Annotated in this window: 11 protein-coding genes and 1 tRNA gene; 8 read left to right on the top strand and 4 right to left on the bottom strand. The window is 68.0% G+C overall.

Annotated features, from left to right (window positions below; all coding sequences use genetic code 11):
- Nucleotides 1–143 precede the first annotated feature (143 nt).
- Nucleotides 144–638, top strand: coding sequence for a VanZ family protein (locus ACOZ35_RS04240; RefSeq protein ID WP_424015213.1), 495 nt, complete (start codon nucleotides 144–146; stop codon nucleotides 636–638).
- Nucleotides 639–649: 11 nt separating this feature from the next.
- Here the strand turns inward: ACOZ35_RS04240 and ACOZ35_RS04235 are convergent, their stop codons facing one another.
- Nucleotides 650–2,539, bottom strand: a complete 1,890-nt coding sequence (locus ACOZ35_RS04235; RefSeq protein WP_424016025.1) for a bifunctional metallophosphatase/5'-nucleotidase — start codon at nucleotides 2,537–2,539, stop codon at nucleotides 650–652.
- Nucleotides 2,540–2,753: 214 nt separating this feature from the next.
- Here ACOZ35_RS04235 and ACOZ35_RS04230 point away from each other — a divergent pair, with 214 nt between their 5' ends.
- Complete coding sequence (locus ACOZ35_RS04230; protein ID WP_424015212.1) at nucleotides 2,754–3,848, top strand: archaeosine biosynthesis radical SAM protein RaSEA; 1,095 nt, start codon at nucleotides 2,754–2,756, stop codon at nucleotides 3,846–3,848.
- Between the two features lie 203 nt (nucleotides 3,849–4,051).
- Entirely contained in the window at nucleotides 4,052–4,255 is a 204-nt protein-coding gene (locus tag ACOZ35_RS04225) for a hypothetical protein (protein ID WP_424015211.1), read from the top strand.
- Here the strand turns inward: ACOZ35_RS04225 and ACOZ35_RS04220 are convergent, their stop codons facing one another.
- On the bottom strand, nucleotides 4,256–5,005 hold the full coding sequence (locus ACOZ35_RS04220) for a 5-formyltetrahydrofolate cyclo-ligase (RefSeq protein ID WP_424015210.1): 750 nt from the start codon (nucleotides 5,003–5,005) through the stop codon (nucleotides 4,256–4,258).
- A 145-nt stretch (nucleotides 5,006–5,150) separates the two neighbouring features.
- On the opposite strand from ACOZ35_RS04220, the gene ACOZ35_RS04215 reads away from it, so the two are divergent.
- Nucleotides 5,151–5,852, top strand: a complete 702-nt coding sequence (locus ACOZ35_RS04215) for a DUF4013 domain-containing protein (RefSeq protein ID WP_424015209.1) — start codon at nucleotides 5,151–5,153, stop codon at nucleotides 5,850–5,852.
- A 76-nt stretch (nucleotides 5,853–5,928) separates the two neighbouring features.
- Nucleotides 5,929–6,549 (top strand): GTP-binding protein EngB, encoded by a 621-nt coding sequence (gene engB, locus ACOZ35_RS04210; protein ID WP_423997922.1) that lies wholly within the window; start codon nucleotides 5,929–5,931, stop codon nucleotides 6,547–6,549.
- 485 nt (nucleotides 6,550–7,034) lie between these two features.
- Here the strand turns inward: engB and ACOZ35_RS04205 are convergent, their stop codons facing one another.
- Both ACOZ35_RS04205 and ACOZ35_RS04200 read right to left on the bottom strand, forming a co-directional pair.
- A complete protein-coding gene (locus ACOZ35_RS04205; RefSeq protein ID WP_424015208.1) occupies nucleotides 7,035–8,081 on the bottom strand; it encodes a hypothetical protein in 1,047 nt (348 codons plus the stop codon).
- Nucleotides 8,082–8,139: 58 nt separating this feature from the next.
- A complete protein-coding gene (locus ACOZ35_RS04200) occupies nucleotides 8,140–8,847 on the bottom strand; it encodes a DUF1405 domain-containing protein (protein ID WP_424015207.1) in 708 nt (235 codons plus the stop codon).
- A 125-nt stretch (nucleotides 8,848–8,972) separates the two neighbouring features.
- Between ACOZ35_RS04200 and ACOZ35_RS04195 the strand changes: the two genes are divergently transcribed.
- The 3 genes from ACOZ35_RS04195 to ACOZ35_RS04185 all read left to right on the top strand — a co-directional run bounded on the left by ACOZ35_RS04195 (nucleotide 8,973) and on the right by ACOZ35_RS04185 (nucleotide 11,576).
- Nucleotides 8,973–9,617 carry an FxsA family protein gene (locus ACOZ35_RS04195; protein WP_424015206.1) on the top strand — a complete coding sequence of 215 codons (645 nt, stop codon included), beginning with the start codon at nucleotides 8,973–8,975 and terminating at the stop codon, nucleotides 9,615–9,617.
- A 103-nt stretch (nucleotides 9,618–9,720) separates the two neighbouring features.
- A tRNA-Ile gene (locus ACOZ35_RS04190) sits at nucleotides 9,721–9,794 on the top strand.
- 555 nt (nucleotides 9,795–10,349) lie between these two features.
- A complete protein-coding gene (locus ACOZ35_RS04185) occupies nucleotides 10,350–11,576 on the top strand; it encodes a threonine synthase (protein WP_424015205.1) in 1,227 nt (408 codons plus the stop codon).
- Nucleotides 11,577–11,587 lie beyond the last annotated feature (11 nt).

The raw sequence follows: 11,587 nt of genomic DNA, 5'->3' as shown, positions 1-11,587 counted from the left end.
TCGGAGACGGCGGCGGGGTGTGAACGGCTCACAGCGGCCGGCAGCGACGTGGTGTGAACGACCGGTTTCGGTCGGTATCACGGGTCAGCCGCCGAATCTCTCGAAGTCGCAGCCCATAATTGCCGGCGAGACGAAGCGCGGCCGTGACCGACCGAGACGAGCGGACGCGGGCGACCGGGCGCGGTCCGGAGCCGACCGGCCGCAGTTCGGAGCCGACCGGCCGCGACCGAAGGAGAGCGCTCGGGTTCGCGCTCGTCGTGTTCGTCGGGTCGGTGGTTCCGGTCCCGGCGTCGTCCGGCGGAGGTGGCGGTGCGCTCGGCAGCGCGCTCGGCGCGCTCCTCGACGCCCTCCCCGCCGGAGTCGGCCTCACCGATCCGTTTCATCTCGTCGGGTATGCGGTCCTCGCCGCCCTGCTCGTCCCAGCGACCCGTGAGCGTCGATTCGGCCCGCTTCTCGCTGTGACCGGCGCGGTCGCGTTCGGGTTCGGGATCGAACTCGTCCAGGCGCCGATCCCGTGGCGGTCGTTCGCGTGGCGCGACGCCGCCGTCAACGCGGGCGGCGCGGTAATCGGAGCGGGGATCGCGGCCGTTCGCGGCCGGGGGCCGGCATCGACGAGCGATAGCGACGCCGGGAGCTGACTTCCCCTGCGTCAGCGTCCGGGCGCGCCGGCGCGACCACGCCCGCGGCGGCGAACGGTCGCCGCCACGTCGGCGTTCAGCCGCGAGCGCTCGAAGTAAATGTGGTCGTACTCGCTGGACTCGTACTCGGCGTAGAGGTTGAGCGGGACCTCGTCGCCGTCGTCCGCGTCCCCGATCGTCTCCGCGAGCTCGCCATCGTCGACGCGGACGACGATGGTCTCGTCGTCCTTGTCGTAGACGACCTGCTCGGCGTCGGCGGTGTCGCCATCGGGGGTCCACACGGCGACGGTGTCTTCGGCGACCGACTCCACGTCGTCGGGCGCGTCGAACTGCGCGACGACCTTCCCGTTCCCATCAACGGTGACGGCGGCGTCGGGGAGGTCGCGGTCGACGCGCTGCATCCGTCCCTCGACGGTCGGGGCGATGGTCTCCTTCTCCTCTAAGTAGTTCACGACCGTCGTCGCCTGAAGTTCGCCCGTATCCTTGACCACGGGCTTGTCTTCGAGCGGGTAGCCGCTCCCGCCGTTCGCGATGAAGCTGTTGACGGCCACCTCGTAGGTGTCGTCGGGGTCGAGCGGCTCGCCGCCGACGTACACGTCGCGGACCAGTTCGTCCGCGTCCTCGTGGGGGACCCACTCGAAGCGCACGCCGCTGGTCTGCTGGGACACCTCCTCGCCGAAGCTCTGTCCGGTACCGCTCTCCAGCGTGATGATCTGGCCTTCCAGCGCCTCGACGAGCTCCTCGCCCGTGAGCTCCAGCGAGACGACCGTATTCGGGAACGGGAGCGTGTTGAAGATGTCTCCGCCGGTGATCTCGCCGGGGCCGTACACCGAGTCCGAGCGGATACCGCCCGCGTTCGTGATCGCGACGTCGGCGTCGACACGCTCGCGCATCGCGTCGGTGATCACGTTTCCGTAGTTCGTCTCGCGGTGGTAGTTCGAGCCGAACGTGGCGTCGAGCGGCGTCTCCGTCTCCACCACCGGCGAGTCGAGGCTCACCTCCGCGCGGTAGTCGTTGATGATGTCGGACGCGGTGGAGTCCTTCTCGATGTCGTCCGTGACCTCGATCAGCTCTCCGTCCCACGCAGTGACCTCACCGTCTTCGATGGTCAGTTCGATCTCGCTGAGGTAGGCCGCGCGGGCCCGCGCCTCCGAGATGATCGATCCATCGACCTCCTCAGGGGGATATAGCTGCTCGTCGTCGCCGACGACGATGACGTCGATGTCGTCGTCGGTGTCGTCCTCGGCGAGCGCCTCGGCGTCTTCAATGCCTGTGTGCGCGAGCGCGACGACGACGTCGACGTTCTCGTCCTCCTTGAGTCGCTTCGCCTCCGCGGGGCCGGTTTCGGTGTAGTCTTCGAGGGTGATGCCCTCCGCTTCGAAATCGATGTTCGTCTTCCCGTACGTCGCGCCTTCGTCGACGAGGCCGATGATCCCGACGCTGACGCCGCCGCGCTCGACGATATTGGTGGATTCCGTGCCGTCGAACGCCTCGCCCGTCTCGCTGTCGACGAGGTTCGTCGCGAGCCACGGGAACTCGGAGTCGGCCGTCACCTCCGAGATAGGGTCGAGCCCGTAGTCGAACTCGTGGTTCCCGATCACGTCGGCGTCCGGATCGACCTCGTTGAGCACGTCCACCGGCGCGCGCCACTGCGAGATAGGGCTCAGCGCGTGCGGCCCCACCTCGTCGCCGCCGCCGACCACGACGACCGGCCCGTCGGCCGCCGCCCGGCGCTGTTCGATGAGCGTCACCAGCCGCGGGAAATTCTTGTCCTCCGCGGCTGCCGTCTGGATGTCGTTGTACGACAGAAGCGTCAGCGTCGTCGACCCGTCGCCGTCCGCGGCCGCCGCCGACCCGGAAACGAGCGACCCGCCAAGTACGATTCCACCCGCTCGCAGCACGTCACGCCGTCCGTAGTCACGGTCCCGTGACATCGATTTCTTCCACTTAGCGGTGTTTATAAAATCTTTCTATAGATTAGTATATATTTATATTGACGGGACTTTTTACAACAGTACTCGATCGGTCGAACAGGAACCGCGACCCCGGAACGACGGGACAGCGCCGGTCCGCGAGGACGACACCGCTTTACGCGCTCGCCCGCTTCCCCCGACAATGAGCAAGCCGAGCCCCGACGCGTACGAGCAGGGGCGCGGAATGGACGCGCACAACGCCGTGATGCGCGACATCCGCGCCGAGCGCTCGGAGACGTACGACCCGACGGAGCCCACCCGCGTGTGGATCGACGAGGACAACACGCCAGACGGCGTGGTGAACTCCCTCACGATCATCTTAAACACCGGCGGCTGCCGGTGGGCCCGCGCCGGCGGCTGCACGATGTGCGGCTACGTCGCGGAGTCCGTCGAGGGCGGCAGCGTCGCCCACGAGGATCTCATGACGCAGATCGACGCGTGCCTCGACCACGAGGCCGAGGAGGCGGACGAGCCGGCCGAGCTGATCAAGATCTACACCTCCGGCTCCTTCCTCGACGAGCGCGAGGTGCCGGCGGAGACCCGAGGCGCCATCGCCGAGACGTTCGCGGACCGCGACCGGATCGTCGTCGAGTCGCTGCCGGACTTCGTCGACCGCGAGAAGATCGCGGACTTCGCGGACCACGGGATCGCCACCGACGTGGCGGTCGGGTTAGAGACCGCGACGGATCGGGTGCGCCACGACTGCGTGAACAAGTACTTCGACTTCGCCGACTTCGAGGACGCCTGCGCCGAGGCGGCCGCGGCCGACGGCGAGTTCGACGCGGCCGTGGGAATCAAGGCGTACCTCCTCATGAAGCCGCCCTTCCTCGCGGAGCCGGAGGCGGCCGCCGACATGATCGACTCGATCCGGCGCTGCGCCGACGTGGACGGCTGTCACACCGTCTCGATGAACCCGACGAACGTGCAGCGCTACACGATGGTCGACGAGCTGTTCTTCGAGGGGGGCTACCGCCCGCCGTGGCTCTGGTCGGTCGCGCACGTGCTGGAGGAGACCGCCGACGTCGACGCCATCGTCGTCTCGGACCCCGTTGGCCACGGCTCCGACCGCGGCGCGCACAACTGCGGCGAGTGCGACGACCGCGTCCAGACCGCGATCAAGGACTTCGACAAGCGCCAGGACCCAAGCGTCTTCGAGCAGGTGTCCTGCGAGTGCGAGGCCACCTGGGAGTACGTGATGGCCGAGGAGACGAGCTACAACATGCCCTTAGCGCGGTAGTTTGGGAGAACGGGCGGGCGTTCCGCGCGGACCAGCGGAATCCCGCGAACGATGGTGACGTTTGCCGATCAGTATATTCCTTATTTTAGAAATGATCGATCTATTTTCTCTAAAAATGCGTGACAGACACGTTTGTGAATCCCGATCATACTAAACGATCAGGTCGAACAAGACCCTTATAGCTCCGGCTCCTACCCAGTCCCATGAACGCAGACGCCAGCGGTTCCCCGCCCTCCCGCGGGAAGTCGGTCCTCTTCTGTCCGGAGTGTCGCTTCGAGAGTTCCCTGTCGGACGGGTGGCTCGTCGTCAGCGACGGCGACGAGCGCACCGTGGTCTGTCCGAAGTGCGGCCACGTCGCCGACAACCGGCCGGAGCGGTCCGCGCCGACGCCGCAGCACGCGGACTAGTCACTTCTTTTCCGGCGCCCGTTCCGCGAGGACGGGAATTTCCGACAGCTTCTCGTCGTCGAGCGCGTCCCAGTCGACTCCGTCCGGACGCGGGTGCGGCGTCTCAGTCCGGATCGTCCGCGCCGGCGTCACGACGAGGTCGAGCGGAACGTCGTGCGCGTCGGGGTCGGGGAGGTCAGCGTCCTCTCCGACCGCCGATTCGGGCCCGTCGAGGACGGAGAGCTCGTGGACGGTCGTTGCCACGGTCGTGTCGTCATCGACTGCGCCGATCTCGCAGAGGACCGCCCACTCCAGGTCGCTGTACCCCTCGCCTTTGCCGATCCGGGCGCCGTCGGTCGTGACGCCGACGGAGCCCGCGACGATCAGGTCGACGTGCGCGACGGCCTCGGGCGCGGTCGGCGTCCCGTACTCTGAGATCCCGGAGACGGTCGTCGCGTCGTCGATCTCCTCGGGCGGGATCTCGGCCGGATCGAGCCGGAGGAACGGGTCCGGGTCGCGGAGGCGCGGCTGCGCGACGTAGACGGTCTTGCCGGCGCGGAGCGCGGCCCGGCGGACGGGGAGCTGCGGTGCGTCGGGGTTGGCCTTCAGCGTCGCGGCCGACTCCCACGCCTCGGTTTCCGCGAGTCGCTCCGCCGCGGCGTCGGCGCCGGCGAAGTTGGGGATCCGGTCGTGGGGCGGGAACGGGAACCGCGCCTGATCGCCCTCGTCGAAGGCGTCCCACACCGCCTCGCGGACGGCCTGCTTGTCCATGTCGGAACGAGCGGCGTGGGCGACAAGTAGTCGGCGGAAACCGGATTCGGCCCGAGCAAGATCCGGTCTCACACGTGGGACGCACGGCGCCCCACCGGTAGCCGTGTCGCCGTCTTTATATATCAAATCGGTGTTGCGTCCGGACATGATCGAAGACGGACTGTCGTATCCCGTGCGCGGCGACTGGGTCGGGCGAATTGTCATCGGCGGCGTGCTGGGACTCCTCTCGGTGTTCGTCATCCCCGCGTTCGCGATCTTCGGCTACCTCGTCCGGGTGCTGGAGCGGACCGTTGCGGGCGACGACATCCCGCCGGCGTTCGACGACTGGGGAGACCTGCTGGCGAAAGGCGTCGTCGCGACGGTCATCGCGCTCGTCTACTCTATCGTCCCGGTCGTCGTGTACGGGTTCGTGATCTCGGCCGTCGCCGGGGTCGGATCGGGCGTCGGCGGCGACGTCGGCGCGCTGATCGGCGTCACCGGCGCGCTGCTCGCGCTGGCGTTCATCCCCGTGTTGCTGTTCATTTACTACGCAGTTCCCGCGGCGCTCACGGCGTACGCGGCCCGCGGCGAAGTGCGGGCGGCCTTCGACCCGGAGATCCTCAAGCCGACGCTGTTCAGCGCGGAGTACCTCCTCGCCGTGTTGATGCCGCTTCTGGTCTCGATCGGCGTGTTCGTCGTCTCGATCGTGCTCCTCGTCACCGTCGTCGGCGCGGTGTTGGTCCCGTTCGTCCAGTTCTACAGTCAAGTCGCCGTCTTCCGGATGTTCGGCACCGCGTTCGCAGACCAGAGCGACCAGATCGAGACCGGGGCAGACGGACTCGGCGACGAGACGACGGTCCCGGCCTGACGACGACACGACCGTCCCGGCCTGACGCCGCCGCCGCGACGCGCCTTTTAACCCGTTCAGGCGCGCACGGTCGGATATGTTCGAAGACCGGCCGGACCGCGACGCCGAGGTCGTCCTCGTGGGGCGCTCGAACGTCGGCAAGTCCACGCTGATGCGCGAGCTGACGGGCCACGACTTCTCGACCGGCGGCAAGCCGGGGGTCACCCGCCAGCCGAATCACTTCGACTGGGCCAGCGAGAGCTTCATGTTCACGGACCTGCCCGGGTTCGGGTTCATGTCCGGCGTCGAGGACGAGCACCGCGAGCAGATCAAGACGAATATCGTGCGCTACCTGGAGGACAACGCCGACTCGATTCTGGCCGGAGTCGTCGTGATGGACGGCAAGGCCGCGGTCGACATCATCGACCGCCACGCGGAGCGCGGGAACATTCCCCACGACGTCGAGATGTTCGGCTTCTTGGAGGACGTGGGCGTCGAGCCCATCGTCGCCGTCAACAAGACCGACAAGATCGACGACGTCGACGAGCGGCTCGACGAGATCTGTGATCGTCTCGGGCTGTACCCGCCGTGGCAGCAGTGGTCCGACCGGGTGGCGCCGATCTGCGCGAAGCGCGGCGACATCGAGGCGTTAGAGGAGTGTCTGCGGACTCGTTTTCACGACCACAACCGCGACGATTTACTGAAGTTCGTTTCGTAAATATCGGTGTGCGACGGTTGGATCGGTTGCTCCGTGAGTTCGCTTGTTCGTTTATAAGTTATCAGCGACTTGGCGGTGAAGGCCTCCAAAGCCCCAGCCGCTCGTTTATAAATGGTTGCCGACGGATCGACGGTGAACACCTCCAAAGCCCCAGCCGCTCGGTTGTACACAGGTGGCTACTGCTCAAAGACGGACACCTCCAAAGCCCCAGCCGCGAGGTCGCCGTACGCTCGCTGCGCTCCTCGGTCGCTCACTCCGTTCGCTCCCTGCGGTGCTTGCGTCGCCTACGGCGACCTCGCGGCTGCCCCTTTGAGTCCCGCCCCGCACAGCACCGCGCCTCACACCTCCCCAGCCTCGTCGGCCTCCCTACTGTCGGCCGACTCCCTCGCGCGTGCTGCTCGCGGCCGAGGGCCGCTCGCAGGCACGCGCCACCGCGTATCCATTTATAAATCGTTGACCTTGGCGGTCGGCTGATTCGCGTCTCCTCAGAACTCGAAGCCTGCCGCGTCGCGGTTCGGTCGGAGCGGGCTCTTCGGGTACGGCGGCTCGGCGTCGGGGTCGTTGTACGCCCGCGGCGCCACGTCGTTCGGCCCGTCCGGGTAACAGAGCGCGGCGAGCGTCTGGATCGCGGTGCGGCCGCTCGCGAGCTCGAACTGCCCGCCGCCGTACATCTCGATCCCGTTCCGGTCGCAGTAGGCGATCGTCTCGAACAGTGATTCGAGCGTGCCGAACCGCGAGGGCTTGATGTTACACCACCCGGGCTCGACCGGGAGCGATTCGAGGCTCTCGACGCCGTCGATCGGGTAGTCGAACGAGAGGCGGTCGGCCTGCGGCTCGACGAGCGCGCTCGTCGCTGGCGTGAACGCGGGGTCCTCCACGACCGCGCCCGGGAACGCGGCGAACACGTCGCGGTACAGCTCCGGGTCGGGCTCGACATCGACGTCGGTCCCCTCGTACCACCCCTTCAGGTCGAGAATCCGCACGGCGTCGGTTTTCCGGAGGGTCTCGAACGCCTCCTCAGGCCACTCCGGGGTGGGGTCGAGCTTGAACTCCAGATCGGCGTTGCGCGCGAGCAGCGCCTCGACGCGATCGGTCGAGGGCGGGTCCCCGAGCCGCGTCGAGACGACGAACCGGACCGGCTCCGGATCGACGCCGAGGCGCTCGCCCAGCGACTCCTCCTGCTGCCGGAGCGCTAAGTCGAGCGCCGCGCTCTCGACCGCCCACCGGCGGTGATTTCTGGATTTCTCGCTCTCCGGCGGGTTCCCGTGGAAGAGGTCGATCTCGTCGAGGCGGGCCGACAGCTCGTCGATCGTCCACTCCCCCTCGATGTCGATCGGGTCGGTCTCGGCGAGCGCGTCGTGGTCGGCGGTCTCGTAGGTCACGTCCTCGCCGCGACCGACGAGGCCGTCGCCGGAGAGCCGGTACTCCGTGGTCGTGCGCTCGAAGCCGCTCGTCGTGTCCGCAGTCTGTCGCCGCCGCACGACCGACTCGATCGTCACCGAGAGGTCCGCGATCCGCTCGTAGTGGCTCATGCTCTCGTCGAGGTCGCCCGATCACTTAAATCGGTGAGCGGGTCGGCGCTGGAACCGGTCAGGGCCCGGAGTCGCTCGCGCGGTTTCGGAGCGTCGCGATCCGGGTCCCGAGCGTCCAGAACAGCGGGACCACGGTGAGCGCGACCGCGCCCGCGGCCGCAACCTGGAGGACGGTCGTGGTGAACCACGGCGCGCTGTCGGCGTACGGCAGGGAGGTGTGGGTCACGTCGCCGATCACGGGCACGAAGTAGTCCATCAGCAGGTCGACGGTGTACCACGCGGTCGCGATCGCGACCGCGCGGAGCGGGAAGTCGGTGATCCGGTGGAGGACGAACGCCTGGACGACCATCGCGAGGTGGCTAAAGAGGAGGAACGCGTACATCGCCGGGCCGTTGAGCGCGAGGAACTCCGGGTAGAAGACGACGAGGACGTACGGCGTCCACAGCCCGAGCTTGACGTTCCCGAAGAAGGCGAGCGCCGCGAGCGTGTCGCTCGACCGGCCGAGCGCCCACGCGCCGAGCGCGAGCGCGATGAGCAGCGTCGCCCCGGGGCTGTCCGGGATGAAGATCCACATCTCGCTTGGGAGCTCCTGAAACTGGAACCGGTAGTACCAGAAGCCGAACGCGGTGCCGACGAGGTTGATCGCGACGATGACCCACGCGAACCGGAAGGCGACGTCCTCCAGCCGTTTCGGGAGCGGCGCGACCCACCGCGGGAGCGACTCGCGGTCCGGCGGGTCGCGGCCGAGCGCGCCGACGATGTCCATACCGCCGGCTCGGACCGGGCGGGCAAAGCCGTGGCGGTCGCGGCGGGCGCCACGCGACGGAAAACCGCACCCGACCCGCGGCCGCGACGAAAAGGGCTATGGGCGCCCGGCGGAAAGGCGGGGGTATGCGCCCGCGAACGCTGCTCGCGCTGCTCCTCGTCGTCCCCCTCGTGGACGCGCTGTTTTTGATCGTGGTCGCGACGCGGCTCGGGTGGCCCGTGACGGTCGCGCTCGTCGTGTTGACGGCCGTTCTCGGGATGCTCCTGTTGCGCGCCGAGGGGCGCGCGACCCTCGCGCGCCTCCAGCGCAAGGTGGCGCAGGGGAAGCCCCCGACCGACGAGCTGCTCGACGGCGGGCTGCTCATCGCCGCGGGCGCGTTCCTGCTCACACCGGGCCTCGTCACCGACGCGGTCGGCTTCCTGCTCGCGCTCCCGCTCTCGCGGGTCCCCATCCGCGTGGCCCTGAAGAAGTACGTCGTCGTCCCCTACATCGAACGCGAGACGGACGGCTTCTTCTCGGGCAACGTCTACATCGGCGGCTTCCCGGACGACGGCGAGGGCGGCTTCACGATGGGCGGCGGCGGGTTCCCCGGCGGACCGGGGGGTGGTCCCGGCGCCTCCGGCGGCCCCGACGGGTTCGACGGCGGCGACGGTGCCGACACCGACGGGAGCGCCGGCGGGAGCGCGGATGCCGGCGGCGCGTCGGCGGACGACGACGTCGTCGACGTGGAGTACACGGTCGAAGACGAGAATCAGCGGCGGACCGACTGACGGCGCGGGCGTCGTGAGTCCCCGTGAAACCGCCACACGGCGGCCGGCTCGCGAAAGGAAACCCTTAAAATCCTACCCGCGCAACGACTGAATGCGCTCACCTGGGCCAATAGCTCAGTCAGGTTGAGCGCTCGGCTGATAACCGGGAGGTCCACGGTTCAAATCCGTGTTGGCCCACCTACAACGCGCACGGTCTTTGGCCGTGCGGGATTGGTGGGCTGGGACTCCCCAGCCACCCAATTTCGTCGTTCTACACCGCTAGCGTGTCTTGTCCGGGCTAAAATTACGCCGGTAGTCGCCGCCATCACCCGATCCGCGATAGTCGGCCGAGATCGTCGCTCGTTCGTCCGTAACCAGCCATTTGTACACCGCCCGCGAGGGTGAGGTATGGAGCAGCTGGCGTGTTACGGAGGTGCGAGGAGAAAGCCCCGCCGTTCACGGCGGGGATGAATCCGACAAACCCTCTAGGAACTACGTTCGACATGCCGAACGGATATTTAAGTAGCTTGAGACCGTATTTAAACACAACCGAGGCGGTCTCCCCGCCCCACTAATCGGACAATATCGGGATTCCCTCATTTCAAGCGGAAGACACCCTCTTCCGTGCCGAAATAGGGTTGAGGCAGGAAAAAGTACCTCCGAATCCCATGCCGGGATAGGAGTAACGGCTGGTTGGCACAGCCAGTAGCCGTCATCGAGGCGTCTACAAACCGTAATCATCCCAACCCAGCGGTGCAGTGCCGTGGGAATCTTCGCCCTTCAGGGCGGAGAGGATGTCAAGACTGCGGCGAGACGTACGCGTTCGGCGACGCGGCCCGCTGTCGCTGTGGCGAACCGCTCTGGTTCGAGACCGACACCGCGGCGTTCGACTGGCCCGACGCGAGCGGAACAACGGGGAGCGACGTCTCTCTCGGACAGGACACCCTCTGGCGCTACGAGTCGGTGCTTCCCGCGGCGCGCCCGACCGGGCTCGCCGCCGCCGCGGGCGGGACACCGCTGTTCCGCGCGCCGTCGATCGAACCGCCGGACTGCCCGCGGATCCACCTCAAGCTCGAGAGCGTCAACCCGACTGGGAGCTTCAAAGATCGGGGAACCGCGGTCGGCATCGGTCGGACCGACGGCCCGGTCGGAACCGTCTCACACGGCAACATGGCGCTGAGCGTCGCCGCGCACGCCGCCGCGGCGGGCAGGGAAGCGGTCATCCTCGTGGCCGAGGACACCCCCGATTCCCGGCTCGCAATGATCGCCCAGCACGACCCGGACCTGTTCCGGGTCCGCGGCGACTACGGGCGGCTCTACGACGACACCCTCGAAGGCGACCTCGGCGTCGCGTTCCTCAACTCGGACTCGCCGCTCCGGGTGGTCGGCCAGAAGACGGTCGCGTACGAGATCTGCGAGGCGTTCGCCCCCGACGCGCCCGACGCGATCGTCCTGCCGGTCAGCAGCGGCGGGCAGGCGAGCGGGGTGTGGAAGGCGCTTCGAGAGCTGGACACGGCGGGACTGCTCTCGGCGGTGCCGCGGATATACCTCGCGCAGGCCGCGCGCTGTGACCCGATCGCGCAGACGTACCGCCGCGGGGCCTCGCGCGTCGAGCCCGTCGAAGGCGAGCCGACGGCGGCCGTCTCGATCAACAACGCCGACCCGCCGAGCGGGAACAGGGCGCTGGCCGCCGTCTCGGAGACGGACGGCGGCGTCGTCTCCGTCGAGGAAGAAACGATGATCGCCGAGAGGGACCGCCTCGCGGGCGATGCGGGCGTCTCCGTCGAGCCGTCCTGCGCCGTGGCCACGGCCGCCGTTCGGGAACTCGCCGCCTCCGGCGAGTTCGGCTCCGAAGACGACGTCGCCGTGATACTGACCGGGTCGGGGTACAAGTACGGCGCGTCCGACGCCGATGCCTCGTCGGTTCGTGAGATCGACCGGGCCGACATCCCCGCCGCAGTCCGCGACGCGGTGTCGTGATCCGTCGAGGG

The organism is Halorubrum xinjiangense (assembly GCF_049604745.1).
Taxonomy (GTDB): domain Archaea; phylum Halobacteriota; class Halobacteria; order Halobacteriales; family Haloferacaceae; genus Halorubrum; species Halorubrum xinjiangense_A.
Note: the sequence above shows the minus strand (reverse complement) of the source record. Positions and strands in the feature narration are given on the sequence as shown.

Bases quoted from the DNA above. Each gene is read 5' to 3' on its own strand.
- ACOZ35_RS04220 (WP_424015210.1), bottom strand. From the start codon at position 5,005: ATGGACAAGCAGGCCGTCCGCGAGGCGGTGTGGGACGCCTTCGACGAG.
- ACOZ35_RS04230 (WP_424015212.1), top strand. From the start codon at position 2,754: ATGAGCAAGCCGAGCCCCGACGCGTACGAGCAGGGGCGCGGAATGGAC.
- ACOZ35_RS04215 (WP_424015209.1), top strand. From the start codon at position 5,151: ATGATCGAAGACGGACTGTCGTATCCCGTGCGCGGCGACTGGGTCGGG.
- ACOZ35_RS04205 (WP_424015208.1), bottom strand. From the start codon at position 8,081: ATGAGCCACTACGAGCGGATCGCGGACCTCTCGGTGACGATCGAGTCG.
- ACOZ35_RS04195 (WP_424015206.1), top strand. From the start codon at position 8,973: ATGCGCCCGCGAACGCTGCTCGCGCTGCTCCTCGTCGTCCCCCTCGTG.
- ACOZ35_RS04200 (WP_424015207.1), bottom strand. From the start codon at position 8,847: ATGGACATCGTCGGCGCGCTCGGCCGCGACCCGCCGGACCGCGAGTCG.
- engB (WP_423997922.1), top strand. From the start codon at position 5,929: ATGTTCGAAGACCGGCCGGACCGCGACGCCGAGGTCGTCCTCGTGGGG.
- ACOZ35_RS04225 (WP_424015211.1), top strand. From the start codon at position 4,052: ATGAACGCAGACGCCAGCGGTTCCCCGCCCTCCCGCGGGAAGTCGGTC.